Source organism: Stenotrophomonas sp. (genome assembly GCF_032061965.1).
GTDB lineage: Bacteria > Pseudomonadota > Gammaproteobacteria > Xanthomonadales > Xanthomonadaceae > Stenotrophomonas.
Genome location: NZ_DAMBEF010000041.1, coordinates 12,858 through 28,769, shown reverse-complemented (window position 1 = coordinate 28,769; position 15,912 = coordinate 12,858). Strand labels below are relative to the sequence as shown.

At 59.8% G+C, this 15,912-nt stretch carries 11 protein-coding genes and 1 tRNA gene; 3 read left to right on the top strand and 9 right to left on the bottom strand.

The annotated features are described in order from the left end of the window. Nucleotides 1-152: 152 nt before the first annotated feature. Nucleotides 153-2,168 (bottom strand): excinuclease ABC subunit UvrB, encoded by a 2,016-nt coding sequence (gene uvrB, locus RT460_RS16490; protein ID WP_313320403.1) that lies wholly within the window; start codon nt 2,166-2,168, stop codon nt 153-155. Nucleotides 2,169-2,404: 236 nt separating this feature from the next. Here uvrB and RT460_RS16485 point away from each other — a divergent pair, with 236 nt between their 5' ends. Further along, nucleotides 2,405-2,884, top strand: coding sequence for a GspH/FimT family pseudopilin (locus RT460_RS16485; RefSeq protein WP_313320400.1), 480 nt, complete (start codon nt 2,405-2,407; stop codon nt 2,882-2,884). A gap of 48 nt (nt 2,885-2,932) precedes the next feature. Then, nucleotides 2,933-3,009, top strand: a tRNA-Asn gene (locus RT460_RS16480). A 172-nt stretch (nt 3,010-3,181) separates the two neighbouring features. Here RT460_RS16480 and RT460_RS16475 read toward each other — a convergent pair. From RT460_RS16475 to RT460_RS16450, 6 genes are all read right to left on the bottom strand, one after another. Continuing rightward, entirely contained in the window at nt 3,182-3,616 is a 435-nt protein-coding gene (locus tag RT460_RS16475) for a type IV pilin protein (protein ID WP_313320397.1), read from the bottom strand. A gap of 5 nt (nt 3,617-3,621) precedes the next feature. After that, entirely contained in the window at nt 3,622-7,224 is a 3,603-nt protein-coding gene (locus RT460_RS16470; protein WP_313320395.1) for a PilC/PilY family type IV pilus protein, read from the bottom strand. Nucleotides 7,225-7,253: 29 nt separating this feature from the next. After that, nucleotides 7,254-7,817 carry a PilX N-terminal domain-containing pilus assembly protein gene (locus RT460_RS16465; protein WP_313320393.1) on the bottom strand — a complete coding sequence of 188 codons (564 nt, stop codon included), beginning with the start codon at nt 7,815-7,817 and terminating at the stop codon, nt 7,254-7,256. Next, nucleotides 7,814-8,641 (bottom strand): PilW family protein, encoded by an 828-nt coding sequence (locus RT460_RS16460; RefSeq protein ID WP_313320390.1) that lies wholly within the window; start codon nt 8,639-8,641, stop codon nt 7,814-7,816. The genes RT460_RS16465 and RT460_RS16460 overlap by 4 nt, the downstream gene beginning before the upstream one ends. 110 nt (nt 8,642-8,751) lie before the next feature. After that, a complete protein-coding gene (gene pilV, locus RT460_RS16455; RefSeq protein WP_313320387.1) occupies nt 8,752-9,267 on the bottom strand; it encodes a type IV pilus modification protein PilV in 516 nt (171 codons plus the stop codon). 16 nt (nt 9,268-9,283) lie between these two features. Further along, a complete protein-coding gene (locus RT460_RS16450; protein ID WP_313320384.1) occupies nt 9,284-9,814 on the bottom strand; it encodes a GspH/FimT family pseudopilin in 531 nt (176 codons plus the stop codon). A gap of 135 nt (nt 9,815-9,949) precedes the next feature. Between RT460_RS16450 and RT460_RS16445 the strand changes: the two genes are divergently transcribed. Then, nucleotides 9,950-10,975, top strand: a complete 1,026-nt coding sequence (locus tag RT460_RS16445; RefSeq protein WP_313320381.1) for a histidine kinase — start codon at nt 9,950-9,952, stop codon at nt 10,973-10,975. Between the two features lie 9 nt (nt 10,976-10,984). Here the strand turns inward: RT460_RS16445 and ppnN are convergent, their stop codons facing one another. Together ppnN and RT460_RS16435 are read right to left on the bottom strand one after the other, a co-directional pair. After that, nucleotides 10,985-12,373, bottom strand: a complete 1,389-nt coding sequence (gene ppnN, locus RT460_RS16440; protein ID WP_313320378.1) for a nucleotide 5'-monophosphate nucleosidase PpnN — start codon at nt 12,371-12,373, stop codon at nt 10,985-10,987. A gap of 110 nt (nt 12,374-12,483) precedes the next feature. Next, nucleotides 12,484-15,732, bottom strand: a complete 3,249-nt coding sequence (locus RT460_RS16435; RefSeq protein WP_313320376.1) for a carboxypeptidase regulatory-like domain-containing protein — start codon at nt 15,730-15,732, stop codon at nt 12,484-12,486. Between the last annotated feature and the right edge of the window lie 180 nt (nt 15,733-15,912).

Genomic DNA, 15,912 nt, shown 5'->3' with positions numbered 1-15,912 from the left:
GAACCTGTGACCCCTACCATGTCAAGGTAGTGCTCTACCGCTGAGCTAACCGCCCTTCTCAGCAACAAGTTCTTCGTTGCGAGGGCGCGTATCTTAACCCTGACTTTCACGAAGAACAACCGTTTTTCGAAACAATTTCACACCTGGGCCGATCAGCCCAGGTTCGCCTCCTTCAGGCGATGGATCTTGTCACGCACGCGCGCGGCGTCCTCAAACTCCAGGTCGCGGGCGTGCTGGTACATCTGCTGCTCCAGCTCCTTGATGCGCGCAGCCAGCTTGGCCGGCTCCAGCGGCAGGTAATCGGCCTCGGGTTCGGCCACGCGGCGACCCTTGCCCTTGGCGCTGGACTTGGGCGAGCTCTCTTCGTGGGCACCCTCGAGGATATCGACGATGGGCCGTGCCACCGACTTGGGCACGATGCCATGCGCCTCGTTGTACTCCACCTGCTTCTGCCGGCGGCGGTCGGTCTCGTCGATGGCCGCCTGCATCGAGCGGGTCATCTTGTCAGCGTAGAGGATGGCCTTGCCGCGCACGTTTCGGGCCGCTCGACCAATGGTCTGGATCAGCGAACCAGTGGAGCGCAGGAAGCCCTCCTTGTCCGCATCCAGGATCGCTACCAGCGACACCTCGGGCATATCCAGGCCTTCGCGCAGCAGGTTGATGCCGACCAGCACATCGAACTTGCCCAGACGCAGGTCACGGATGATTTCCACCCGCTCCACCGTATCCACGTCCGAATGCAGGTAGCGCACGCGGATACCGTGCTCGCCAAGGTACTCGGTGAGGTTTTCGGCCATACGCTTGGTCAGCGTGGTGACCAGCACGCGATCGCCCATCTTTATGCGCTCGTTGCACTGGGACATCAGGTCGTCGACCTGGGTGCCGACCGGGCGGATCTCCACTTGCGGATCGATCAGGCCGGTCGGTCGCACCACCAGCTCGGTGATGTCATCACCGGATTCACGCAGTTCGTAGGGACCTGGGGTGGCCGACACATAGATGGCACGCGGCGAACGCGCCTCCCACTCTTCGAAACGCAGCGGGCGGTTATCCAGCGCCGAGGGCAGACGGAAGCCGAATTCCACCAACGTTTCCTTGCGTGAACGGTCGCCCTTGTACATGGCACCGATCTGCGGAATGGTCACGTGCGATTCGTCGATGACCAGCAAGGCATCGGGCGGCAGGTAGTCGAACAGCGTCGGCGGCGGCTCACCAGGCGCCTTGCCCGTAAGATGCCGCGAATAGTTCTCGATGCCGTTGCAGTACCCCACCTCGGCCATCATTTCCAGGTCGAACTGGGTGCGCTGCGCCAGGCGCTGCGCCTCGACCAGTTTGTTCTGCGCGTACAGCTGCTCCAGCCGTTCCTTCAACTCGACCTTGATGGTGTCCACCGCCGCCAGCACCCGCTCGCGCGTGGTGGCGTAGTGGGTCTTCGGGTAGATGGTGTAACGCTGCATTTTGCGCAGGCTTTCGCCGGTCAGTGGATCGAACATGCTCAGCTGTTCGATCTCGCCATCGAACAATTCGATGCGCACTGCCTCGCTATCGAGTTCAGCGGGGAACACATCGATCACTTCGCCACGCACACGGAAGGTACCGCGCTGCAGCTCGTATTCGTTGCGGGTGTACTGCAGCTGGGTCAGGTGCTTGATCAGGTCGCGCTGATCGATGCGCTCGCCCTTGGACAGGATCAGACGCAGTGACAGGTAGTCTTCCGGCGCACCCAGGCCATAGATCGCCGATACCGTGGCGACCACGATCGCATCAGGACGCGACAGCAAGGTCTTGGTCGCCGCCAGCCGCATCTGCTCGATGTGCTCGTTGATCGAACTGTCCTTCTCGATGAAGGTATCCGAGGACGGCACATAGGCTTCGGGCTGGTAGTAATCGTAGTAACTGACGAAGTATTCCACCGCGTTATGCGGGAAGAACGCCTTGAACTCGCCATACAGCTGCGCGGCCAGGGTCTTGTTCGGCGCCATCACCAGGGTCGGGCGCTGCACCTGCTGCACCACGTTGGCGATGGTGTAGGTCTTGCCGGAGCCGGTCACACCCAGCAGGGTCTGCTTGGCAATGCCGGCCTCGAAGTTGGCCACCAGCTTTTCGATGGCAGCCGGCTGGTCGCCGGAGGGCGAATACGGCGATACGAGCTGGAAGCTGTCGGACATGGAATCTACACGCCAGAACGGACCACCCAGTATAGCCACCCTCGTACTGACGTCCGCGTGGGGACTAACCCCGGGTTCAGGCGACGACTGCAGCGAAGGATGAAACCCCGTTTATTGGCAAGTATTTGGAGACACCCCATCCGTCCGCAGCCATGACCCACGCCTCGCAAAGCCAAGCATGCCGAAGAGCGGACGCCCATGGGTTCACCCTCGTGGAGCTGTCAGTCTGCACAGCGATGCTCATCCTGATGGCCGCTATTGCACTGCCCGACCTTCGCAACCTCCTGCTCAGGCAGCGTGCGGTAACCACTCAGAACATGCTGGCCGCTCATCTCCAGCTGGCTCGTTCGGCCGCCATCTGGAAGCGACGCAGAATACAGGTCTGCCCGTCGAACGATGGCAGCACGTGCGCACAAGGCACTGACTGGAGCAGACGCTGGCTGGTCTTTGTAGATGGGGATGGCGACGGCCAACCCAATCGGCAGGCCGACATCATCCGCCAGACCGCCGCTCCTTCTCCGGATGCCGTAGTGATCCGCAGCAACCCGGGGCGCACCCACGTCCGCTATCTGCCTGATGGGCGTAGTGCCGGCTCCAACCAGACGATTTCGATCTGCGATCATCAAGCCAATCTCTTGGCCGCGGTCATCGTCAACAACAGCGGACGCGTGCGAAGTGCCACGCCCTCAAGCCAGAACAGAAGGTGCCCAAAATGAACACGGGTGTTGCACTGGCCAGGAATGCTGAGTAGAATTCGCCTCCTCGCCCGAATAGCTCAGCCGGTTAGAGCACTTGACTGTTAATCAGGGGGTCGTTGGTTCGAGTCCAACTTCGGGCGCCAGATAAAAAAACACAAAGCCCACCGAAAGGTGGGCTTTGTGTTTTTCAGCGTATCCGCGATATCAACCGCAATGCCCCGCATGGCGTGAAGATTTCGCCCTGCAGCAGTCCTCATAAAAAATGCCCGCCATTGCTGACGGGCACTTTTTACTTTCTTGTCCAATCTCCCTCTACTACCAGCATTCAGTGGCAGTAGCAGTCCCACTTTCAGTACGCACCCCTTGGGCGTTGATGGTGAGCGTCCCGCACTTCGTGTCTTTCTGGCTACTGGTCGGCACCGCCTGGAGAGTGTAGGCACGCGCCGTGGCCGCCCCGCCCTGGAAACTGACCGTGTAGAAGTCAGTCATATCCGGACAGGTGGGTGCCGGCGCCCCCACGTAGGTCAGGTTGGTTGTATGGAACCGCTCCATCGTCTGGGCATGCTGCTGCAGGCAACCCGCAGCTGCAGTACGGCGAGCCTTGACCACGTACTCGCGGTAATTGGGATAGACGATCGCTGACAGGATTGCTATGACCGCGACCACGATCATCAATTCGACCAAGGTGAAGCCAGCCGCAGCTGAAGGTGCCCCACCTCGACCAGGTTGCGCATGAACCATGTTTTTCATCCCCCTTAATCTCCTACCAGCTCGCGCCAGGAAACACGCTTGATGTTGCCATTGTTGTTATTGGTCTTGGTCTTCTTGTAGGTACCATCATCCAGGCTCGTATACATGTTGTCGCCAACGAAGATCGGATTATTCGGGCTACTGCCATAGCCAATACCGGATACCGGCGCACCATCCAGCGAGTCCTTGCCATCCACTACGCCATCGCCGTTGGCATCGAAGAAGCCACCCGACAGGCGACCGCCAGTGAACGGATCGATTGCCATCGTGTAGCCCTTACCGGTCGGACTGCACACGTCTGCAGAATCAGGGATACGTGTCGTGCCGATCAAGGTCAGTCCCTGGAAGAAGTTGGGCACGACCATGCGCTCGCCTGCTGCAACGCCGGTAGAAGGAAGCAGGTTCATATACCACCCGTCTACGCCGGCTGCCGCCACGCGCTCAAGCACGCGCACGTCGTAATCGCCGACCTTGCCCTCGTTCAGCACGCTTACCTCTTCCAGACCAGCAACACCTGCGATGGTCGACCCCTTGTCGATCAGGCCATACCAGGTCTGCACACCCTTGTTGGCCCGATCCGCCGAGTTCAGATAGCGCCCGGTGCCCACAAAGACCCAAGTCTGAAGTGTCTTCGGGTTGACGGCTACCAGCGGTGCAGCAGTGATCGGCTTGGATGCACCTGCCGCATACAACAGGCTCGCCGAGCTGGAGGACAGTTTGAATCGCCACAAATTGCCCTTCAGGTCACCGGCGTAGACAGTATCGACCAAACCGTTGCCAGCAGCAGACCATGCATTGATGCCGGACAAGCCGTTATCCCCACCCACCGCCGTGGAAATGGTGGACACGTCGCCATCGGCGAGATCGATCATCACCAGCTTGGCAATGCCATCAGTGCTGTTCGGACCATTGCCCAACAGCACACGCCAGTCGCCATTTGCAACCTGCGACACAATCGGCTGGCCCAGGTTGTTGCCCAGCGATGAATCATTGACTTCCCACATCAGCGTGGGCGCCGCCGGGTCTGTAACATCCAGCGCAAAGATGCTCTTGCCACCGCGGCCCATGGTTCCAATCAAGGCAGTACGCCATTTGGCGCCGTCATACCAGTCAGCGGCGGTCATCGCCCCATCCACGGTATACGCGTGCTCATAAGCCGGATCGGTGAACTTCTGGGTACCTGTCAGCTTAGCCATCGCTTCGGTCGGAACGAAGGCAAACAATTCCTTACCGGTGTTGGCATTGAAACCATGCAACATGCCGTCGTTGGCGCCGACATATACCACCGGAGTACGCGTGGCCTGCCCTGATGCGAATGATGCGTAGTTGGAAGCACCCGTGAACGAGCTGTTTATATACAGACGCGAGTTCGGAGCACCGACATAGACAGGCTGCGAATTGACAATATCGCCCAGCAGGCTCACTCGATTACGGAATGTGCCACCGTTGCTCTTCTCACCGGAGCGGTCGCCGCGCAGGTAATTGACCACCGATGCCGACAAGCCATTGACGGCCCCTTGAAACGCCGTGAGCGCGCCACTGTTGTTGTAAAAGATCTTGCGCGCATTGGTCGTCGCGTTGGTCGGTCCCCACACAGGAAACTGATCCGTCGCAGACCATGCTTGAGTCAATGCACCGGTGGACGTATTGATGTCGTAGGCGTACAGACGACCTTCCCACTCCCGATTCTGGCCCGTAACGAACTGCGCCTGGAAGGTACGAGCACCAGCCTCAAGCTTGGTAGAGTTTGCCGCGAAGGAGCTGGCCGAACCTTCGGCCTTCTTTGCAATGGCCTCGAACGCCTGACGCAGGCTGGCCACCATCTTGTCAGCCTCACTTGCCACGTAGAAATTGTCTGCGCGTGGATAATTATTGACCGTGGTCGTGACACCGCCGCCGTTGCCACTGGTCAAATAGTCGGCGGTGGTATGCCACCAGGATTCCTGGAGACCCTTTGTCGTCAGCGGATCAAAGCCAACCGGAACGTCAAAACCACCGTACTTCGCAGCAAGCCAATATTGATTGCTGTTTTTCTCCAACAATGTCTGGTTCTCACGAACATCCACCCAATGCGTGGCCAGGGTTTGGCGGCCGCTGGTATTAGGTTTAGCAGCGTCATCGGGACGGATATCATTGGTGTTGGCGAAGTAGGCAAGACCCGCGATGAACGCGGAATTGCCGCGACCGGTGTAACTTGAAGCATTCGCCTTGGCAGACACGCCTTCCAGATCAAAGATCTTCTGGGTGTACTTGAGGGCCATGTCCAGATCTTTGTCCGGAGCGGTATTGGGAATGTTACGGTCCTCGTGGGTATTGACGTCACCAATACCCAGGGCAGCATTGACCTGACAGGAGTACCGGATAGGATCGTCCCAATCGGTAATCACCGGAAAACCATCAGCATAGGTGTAGTTAATGCCACTGGTATATTCAGCCAAATTCCCCTGCCCACGGAAATAACGCAGAGCAGCATAGTAAAGCTCACTGACCGGATCGTTGCTTTTGGGCGCCGAAGTGGTCATCTGACCGAACTTGTTCAGATAATTGATCACACCGCTATCGTTGATACCGCTGACATTGGTTGCTGCGGCATCGGCGGGGTCCGGATTCGTGACCAGAACGCCGGTGGTCGGATCCCATTCCTTGTTTACGTTGTCCAGCGTACCGAGTTCCGGGTAGTAGCTGTAAGGTCCGACGAACTTCTGGCGCGCACGCATGACCCCGCCGTTACGCTCATTGCCCGATTGGTTCAGGAAGCCAAAGATGCTGTAACGGATGCGCTTGGAATATTCCTGGATAAGACCCTCGGGCTTGTAACCCTGCGAATATTTCACGCAATTGCTTTCCAAACCGACACTGGCATCGCAAACCTTCACCCGCACACTTACTTCGTACAGCGTGCCTTCATCGCCATTTTTGCCCGTTGTCAACTTGTGCGTTGCGGGGTCGTAAGCAACAACAGTCGAACCACCAATGCTACCCGTGGAGGTGAACCGCATTTTGTTACCAAGGTTTGCGACACGCGCCGTCATCTTGGTCCAGGTCGAACCGGTCGCATTCTTGACCAAGGTCGCATCAGTACCCGACGCGGGCAATACGCGATCGGGATACAGATCAGTACGGTGATGACGCGCCTTTTCCAGCACGGTTTCGGTGGGAGTGTCGATTACCCGGTAGCCACCGGTAAGGCCCGAGCGGAAGGGGTCGATTGTCTGGGTCGCCGCCCAGTTCATGTAGTTTCCGCTCCATTGCTTGTCGGTAGCACAGGCGAACGAACTTGCCGCACCAATCGGATAGAAATACCGCTCGGTCTCGACCTTGCTGTATTTATACAGATAGCACTTATCCGGATCGAAGTACCCCGAATACCGGCGTGTCTTGTCGTAATTGCCGATATTCGCCTGACTGATCAGGGTCGGGTACTCCACCGACGGTACCAACACCAGGTTACCCGGTACGTCGCTGCCCACGTACATCGGTGATTGTGCAACCTCTACGGCGGGCACCTGCACCGAGCAAAGCGCGGCGAAAAGGCCGATGGCAAAGGCGCCGAAGCGTCCGCCTAGCGAGCGCGTCTTGGCTTTCATTTGATGGGATGTCGTTTTCATGATCTTTCAGAGCCCCAAGGCGACGGTACTTACTTGACCGTGATATTGGATTGCAGGACGACCACTGCGCGGTCGGTTACCACCGCCGGATCGTGGCTGCGCGCGATGATGCGATAGAACGACTCCAGCGTGACGCCCCCACCGCCGCCATATTGATTGGCATTGGCACTTTGGTTCTGCTGCAACTCGTCGGTACTTTCGCGCTGGCCCAGATACTGGACGTAGTACTGCGGTTGGCCAGCGGCGAGCGTTTGCGTCGCAGTGCCATTGATCCAGCCTGCACCGCCGCCGGCATACGTATTGGCAGGAGGGATCGGACACGCCGTTGCCGGCAGGCTGCAGTCCACACCAATGGAGGAGCCACCGACCACGGCCGCACGCACCGCAACCTCGGCCTCGCGCAGTGCGGACTCTGCGGACTGGAAGGCCAGGCTGCGGTCATACATATTGCCGCTCAGGCGCTCGCGCAACAGCGTCCCACGGATGCTTGCCAGACCGATCAGGGTTATCACCACCAGGATGATCAACACAACCAGCAGACTGGCGCCTCGCTGCCGAAGCACGGATGTGCGCAGATGATGGCGGGTATTCATTGCGCGCGACTCCTCAAGGTAACCACATACTCCAACTGTCGCGTCAGCGGCACATTGCCGGTGCCCACGGCACTATCACTGTTGACAGTAAAGGCGATACGAACGGACGTGACGTCCTGCCAACCCGATACGCCGCCAGCCGCCTGGTAGGTCGTGGTTGCGGGGTCCTGCAGATAGGTCAACTGCATGTCAGTCACGCCTTCCACCATTTCTTCCCGCGCCCCACCGTTGAGAATGCGAAAAAGGGAGCGGCCGCCTCGGCCATTCTCTGCGATGAACCAACGCACCCCGTTTAGCTTGCTGACCACCGAATTGCGCGGATACAGATAGGCGGGCGCCGCAGCATTGCAAGGCGCAGGCAGCACGTTGAGACTGTTGCTGCAGTTGCCACCGTTGGAATGGCTCACGCTGGTGGCGGTGATGGCACCCGCCCTGAAAACCGCCAACTGCTTGGTGTCACAAACCATCAGCACATCATTGGTCGCGAAACCGGCGGCATTATCAACCGTCAGCACCGTGCCGGCATGCGCGCTGACGTTGGCAAGTGCGTCACCAACCAGCAGCAACTGCAGCGAATCGGTGCCGGCAACCGAGCCGGTCAAACCACCGTTGTCATAGCCTTGTACCGGCTGAGACCAGGTGCTCCACCAGTTTGCCCCACCCAAGTCGGCCACATTGGCCACCGGCAAGTCGATGTCGCAGGGGTTACCACCCGCTTCACGAATATCCCTTGCCATCATCTCGAAACCAAACTGCATGTTCTCCTGGACCTTGCCCAAGCCATCCGTCGTTCGGTATGCCTGCTGGCTGGACAGGAAGATCATTGCGACCGCACCCAATACCACCAGGCCAATCAACAAGGAGATCATCAGCTCAATCAAGGTCATGCCAGCCATGCGGGCCCGCGAACTCATCCTCATTGCACGCACGCCCCTCATAGCCTGACCACCGTCTGCACCTGGCGTTGAGCGCCACCTTCCACATTGTCAGCATTGTCGGCCGCAGCATCACTCTGCTTGCCACGGGTGTCGTCCCACTGCACGGTCACTGTGCACACCTCGGATGCGCAGGCAATTTGCCCACAGACGCTTTCGTCGTCGGCCGAGCCGGCAATGCCGTTCTTCAGCGAGCTGATCCAACTGGCCAGGTCATCCTGGGCGAGGCTGCCGCCACTGGGCACAGCGCATTCCATGCCGTCAGTGTTGTAAGCGCCGGCCAATGCCTCCTGGCGGTTGGCCCTCATCGCATCGATGGCGGAATAGGAATAGGCGACGATCTGGCTGCGCTCCAAGGAGCTTTGACCATTCCTCAGCGCGGTGGCCTGCATCGCGGCGATACCCAGCAACGCAACCCCCAGCACCAGAACCGAAACCATCACCTCGATGAGGCTCACACCCTTCTGCGACCTTGCTGTTGGCGCGCGCAGGCGGCGAAACATATTGTTCTTCATTGGTTCTCACCCCGCATCAAGGACATGCGCCACCGCCATCAGCCCGACCGGCGCTTACGCGCGCAGGTGAGGAAAGAGTGACGACACGCTGGTTCTCCGCCGGAGATTCAGTGGGTATGCAAAAAGTGATCGCACTGTTGACAGCACTGCTGGACAGCCCATCAGACCGGAACGTGATCCGGTCCGTGCCAGACCCCTGCACGGGAGCCTTGACCGCGTTGACCCGCAGGACGGTACCGTCCGACTCCAGGACCGTCAGCCAATTACTGTTCCAGCCTCCGCCGCACGTTGCGCCGTCCGCACTACCGCAGACCGAAACGCGGGCGTTGCGCTTGATCGCCTCGCTGCGCGCCAGCTGCAAGGATGCGACCAATTCATTGGCATGGGACGTCAGGCGGCTGGAATTGATGATCGAACGAAATGACGGAATTGCGATCGCCGCGAGGATGGCGGCGATGGCTACCGTCACCACCAGCTCCACCAAGCTGAACCCCTTGTCACGCCGCAGCGGCGGCGCGCGACCGGCGGCTGGAAAATTACTGGGCATACCCTTCCCCATTTGGACGACTTACTCTATTTGTCCACGCCCCTGCTCTCCATCGGTTCAGGGATGAACGGCCCGATCTACCGCATGAGTGGCTACCCCCTCCCTCAACCGCAAGCGCAGGGATTTCCAGATTCCATGACCACGCCTCCGCAGACCGAGCTCAATCCACTGGATCCGCTCTCCCAGGCCCAGACCATCATCCGGATCATGTTGACCGGCGAGGCACTGGCCGCATTGTTGACCCTGTCCCAAAGCGCACGAGTGGACCTACTGACCTATTTCGGACTGGCCTCCTTCATCATCCAATGGGTGGCCTTGGCTTCGCTGGCACTGCTTTACCTGGCACGCCGACGCCTGCGACGCGCCAGTCCTGCACAGATCGCCGGCGTCGCCCTTGCGGCGCTAATCTGCAGCACCTGGCTGGTCACCGCCCTGGCCTGGCTGGTACTTCACAACACCTGGCTTGCACCAACGGAAGGCTGGCCCCTTTTTGCAGCGAAGATCAGCACCTTGGCGCTGCTGGTTGGGCTGTTGGCGCTGATCGCATTCCAAAGCCACTGGCGCCTCCGGCAACTGGCCGTGCGCGCCAAGCAGGCCGAACTAGAGGCCTTGCAAGCCAGAATCCGCCCCCACTTCCTCTTCAACACGCTCAACACGGGCGCCGCACTGGTGCACCAGCGCCCCCAGGAGGCAGAGCGACTGCTGCTTGATCTGGCGGATCTTTTTCGCGCCGCCCTCGCTGGCCCGCGGGAAATACCGCTCAGGGAAGAGATCGCGCTTTCTCAGCGCTATGCAGAGATCGAAGGCCTGCGTTTTGGCGAACGCATGCGCATCCACTGGGACCTGCCTTCACCTATCCCGGCACGACAGATTCCAACCCTTTCCATCCAACCCCTGATCGAGAACGCCATCCGCCACGGGGTCGAGCCCTCGCCCGGGGGCGGACAGATTGATGTCCGTATGCGACAGAGGGCCGACCGTCTGGAAATCTCCATCGAAAACCAGCTGCCACCGGCTACTGCACCAAACCTGCACACCGGCCACAAGGTTGGCCTGGAGTCGTCCCGTGCCCGAATCCGGGCACTGACCGGCGGCAGGGGAGATGTGACGACACACATCAAAGACGGTCGCCACATCACCACCATCATCCTGCCGATCTGACCGACAGCCTCATGCAACCACTTGGTAACACGGGTGGTACTCACCGGAGATCTTCATGCGGCGCTGCTCGACGAAGGCGCGCAGAAGTGCGTCCAGCGCCTGCATCATCTCGGGGTCGCCGTGGATCTTGAACGGTCCGAACTCCTCGATACGCGCCATGCTCTCTTCTTTCACATTGCCCGCCACAATGCCGGAGAATGCACGCCGAAGATCGGCAGCGAGATCCGGCGCCGGACGCCCCTTGTGCAGGTCCAGGCCCGCCATGGCGTCATGGGTGGGAACAAAGAGCTGCTGGTAAGCCAGCGGAATATCAACCTGCCAGTTGTAGAAGAACGAATCGCGATGGGCCAGGCGGAACTCGCGCACGCGCTTGATTCCCTGTGACATCCGGCGGGCAACGCCCACCGGGTCGCCCACCACGATTTCATAGCGCTCGGCGGCTTCATCACCCAGGGTCAGGCGGATGAAACGGTCGATCTGCTCGAAGTACGGCGCGGCGATGGCCGGCCCACTGAGGATCAGCGGGAACGGCAGATCCTTGTTCTCTTCGCGCAGCAGAATGCCAAGCAGATACAGGATCTCCTCGGCGGTGCCCACGCCGCCCGGGAATACGATGATGCCGTGGCCCAAACGAACGAACGCCTCAAGGCGCTTCTCGATGTCCGGCATGATCACCAGGTGGTTGACGATCGGGTTCGGCGACTCGGCGGCGATGATGCCCGGCTCGGTGATGCCGATGTAGCGGGTATTGGTCTTGCGCTGCTTGGCATGGGCAATGGTGGCGCCCTTCATCGGGCCTTTCATCGCACCCGGGCCGCAGCCGGTGCAAATATCCAGGCCACGCAGGCCCAGCTCATACCCGACCTGCTTGGTGTACAGGTACTCGTCGCGCGAGATGGAGTGACCGCCCCAGCACACGACCAGGTTGGGATCGCTGGGCTGCAGGATGCGCGCATTGCGCAATACGCCAAACACAGCATTGGTGATGCCGTCCGAGCTCTCCAGATCGGAGGCGTACTCCGGCCCCAGCTCGATGGCCATATAGGCCAGGTCGCGCACCACCGAGAACAACAGTTCGGCAATGCCGCGAATGATTTCGCCATCAACGAATGCCATCGCTGGCGCGTTGCTCAGATCGATACGAACGCCGCGGTCCTGCTGGGTAACCTGCACGTCGAAATCCGGATACAGGTCGCGGGCAGCACGGGGATCGTCCGATGCGCTGCCGCTGGTCAGCACGGCCAGCGCACAACGGCGCAGCAGTTCATGCATGCCGCCACTGGAGGCATCGCGCAGACGGGCCACTTCAGCCCGCGACAGCACGTCCAGGCCACCGCGCGGATAGATCCGCGCATCCTGTACCGGCAGCGCCCTCGCTGCCCCTTCACTCTTGGTCATTTCCACTTCAACTCCTTTCATTGGCGACCGACTTTAGCGCTCCCCCCGTGAAAAGGAAAACGGCCGGGTTGCCCCGGCCGTTTTCGTGTTACATCCAATCAATCAATTGATCAGAACTTGTACTTCAGGCTCAGCATCATCGACCAGCGCGACACACCGGTGTTGCCCTTGTCGTTGTTGTTTTCCTGGATCGTCGGGTTGTCGGTCGAACCGGTGAACTGGTAGATGTACTTGCCGGTTTCCGGATCGATGCCGCCGTAGTTGGCGACGCGACGGGTCGAATAGAAGCCGTAGTCGTCGATCAGGCCCCACTTCTTGTTGAGCAGGTTACCGACGTTCATGATGTCCAGCGACACCTCGGTCTTGTGGCCCTTCATGAAGCCCGGCAATTCCTGGCTGATGCGAACGTCGAAGCTGTTCACCCACTTTGCGCGATGCGAGTTGGCCGGCACGACCTGACCCTTGTAGCCAGCCAGGTCCGGATTCTGATCCAGCCAGTCGAAGAACGACTTCTCCATGGCGGCATCCTGCTGGAACTTGCCGTTCACGACCTTGCCGAACAGCACGTCACCATAACCCGACGGCACGTAGAACAGATCGTTGGTGGAGGCACCATCGCCGTTCGCATCGTTGTAGAAGATGTAGCTGAACGGACGGCCCGAGCGGCCTTCATAGAACAGGCCAATGCGGGTGGCGTTGTCACCGAAGAAGTTGTGCTTCCACTCAACGGTACCCGTCACACGATCCTTGATGGCATAACGCGAATCGTAGGCCACTTCTTCATTGGAATTGAAGACCATCGTGTTGTTCCAGTTCGACGTGTTCTGCGAACTGGTCAGCGGGCTGACTTCCTTGGCTTGGGTGTAGGTGTAACCCAGCGACCAGCCCCAGCTCTCCGTCATCGCCTTGCTCAGCGAGAAAGTCGCCTGCGAGCTGCGGCCCTTGCTGGTGTTACGCAGCAACATCACGTCGCCAACGTTGCTCGGACGGTTGGCACGGTTACCTGCACCACCGGTGCCGTTCTCCATACCGAACTTGCCGGCATTGTCCGGGTTCAGGCCAGCGGCGTTCCAGAAGATCTCACGACCGTCCTGGCCGATCGCGGTCGCACCCACGCCATTGGCGTTGTACAGGTCCAGACGCTGGAAATACAGCGCGTCGTTGACCTTGGTGAACAGCAGTTCGGCCGATGCCACGATGCCGTACCACGGCAGTTCGTGATCAAACGCAAGGTTGGTCTTCCACACCGACGGCAGCTTGGTGCCCGGCTCGATCAGGTCAACGTTCATGCGGGCCGCGCCCGGGGTCATGCCAGCGGTGGACGGCGGCAGGGTCGGGTCGAATGCCGGAGCCTGGTCACCGCGCAGATCGTACTCGACGTAGTTCAGGCCGGTGTTCTGGTAGGCGCCTGCCAGCCAGACGTTCGGGGCAGCACCACCGAACAGACCGATACCACCACGCAGCTGGGTCGGACGATCGCTGTCAAAGGTGTAGTTGAAGCCCAGGCGCGGCTGCACCAGCTTGTCATCAACCAGGTTGGTGTTGTTGTAACCGTAGATCTTCTCGATTTCCGGGTTGTACAGGCGCTGGTCGCTGAAGTCCGGCATATCAACACGCACGCCGAACATCAGGTTCAGATTGTAGTTGATGGCCCAGGTATCCTGCACGAAAACACCGGTGTTCTTCAGCTTGAACGAAGCCGGGATATCGGCCAGGCTGCCGTCCGCACGCGGGGCACGCAGCTGGTACTGGCTCGGCTTGCCTGCAAGGAAATCCTGCATGTTGGCAAAGGTGTACACGCCATTGAGGTTACGACCGTAGAAATTCATCAGGTCGTTGTCGGAGTAGTCGAAACCGAACTTGACGGTATGGTCACCCAGGTACCAGGTAGCCGCACCGAACGCGCTCAGCTCCTTGGACTCGACGATGTTGACGTGCGAGTTCTGTTCGGTACCGAACAGCAGCGCCGAATTGTTGGCGAAACCGTTGATCCGGATCTGCGGCAGGTTGACGGTCGGCACGCGGTTGGCCGAATAGTCCTTGTGCGACACCTTGAACTCGGTGGAGAAGTTCTCGGACCAGTCGGAGAACAATTCACCCATCCAGGTTTCATAGATCTTCGGCTGCGCATACCAGTGGCTGCTCAGCGATACCGTACCCGTGGCCATGCCCGGGAAGCGCATCACGTTCTGCTCCATCTTGTTGTAGCGGAGCGCGGCGCGGTGGTTCTCGTTGATGTTCCAGTCCAGCTTGACCGCATACTCTTCGATTTCGGTCTTGTTGGCCGGGGCGTTCAGGCTACCGATGTCGTAACCGAGGCCCGACATGTAGTTCTGCGCGGCAGTGATGTCGGCGTCGGTGATGTTGCCCTTGCCGTACGGCGAATCGCTGACGGCCACGCCAGGTGCCGAACGCTCGTACTTCTCGTAGTTGGCGAAGAAGAACAACTTGTCCTTGACGATCGGGCCGCCAAAGGTCATGCCATAGGTCTTCTCGTCGTCAAAGCCGTTGAAATCGCCCTTGTCGGTTTCCAGACGGGTACGGAGCATGTCCTTGTCACGGTAAGAACCGTAGACGGTACCGTGGAATTCATTGGTACCCGACTTGGTCACGGCGTTGATCACCGCACCGGTACCACCGTAGATGGTGGTGTCGTAGTTGGCCAGGTCGATGTTGATTTCCTGGATGGCGTCCATCGACACCGGCTGACGCTCGGTCGGCAGGTTGTTGGATTCCAGGCCGAACGGGTCACCTGCGCCGATGCCGTCGATGCGGATGGCGTTGAAACGGGTGTTCTGGCCACCGGCCGAGATCGCGCCGTCGGCCTTGCTGACCTGCGAGATGCGCGGATCCAGACGGATGTAGTCCTGGATGTTACGGTTGGCCGACGGCAGTGCATCCATCGTCTCACGGGTAATGTTGCTGCCCGTACCCATCTTGTTGGCGCTGAAGATTTCCGAACCACCGCCGACAGCCAGAACCTGCACGGCTTCCAGGTTGGTCGCAGCCATGTCACCGGTCAGCGCGGCGTTCACCGTGTTGACCTGATTCAGGTTCAGGTAGACACCCTCTTCGGTCTTGGTGCCTTCACCGGACTTGGTGATGGTGATGGTGTACGGACCGCCGACGCGCAGGCCGCGCGCGTTGTAGCGACCCGACGCATCGGTGGTCGCGCGGCTGACGGTGCCCGACTCAACGTGGGTGATGGTGACTTCGGCACCGGTCACCGGCTGGCCGGCGGACGAGGTGACCTGGCCGCCGACACCGGCGGAGGTGCTCTGAGCGAAAGCCGGTGCAGCCGCGAGCGCGGCGACGAGACCAAGGGTGAGCTTGGACATCCGGATGCGAGGGTGATTCATTGTGGGTAGCCTCGATACGAGTTGGCGATTGAGAAAAAACGCGATCCATCAGCCCCGGGGTCAACCGGGCGCCTGATCGGCTTGAATCTTGGGGGTCCCTTCCGAAGCGGTTGCAGCCGCAACGGTTAAGATAAGGTTAACACGGTAATGACAGTTTATGACTGCAATAAGACAGTCGTG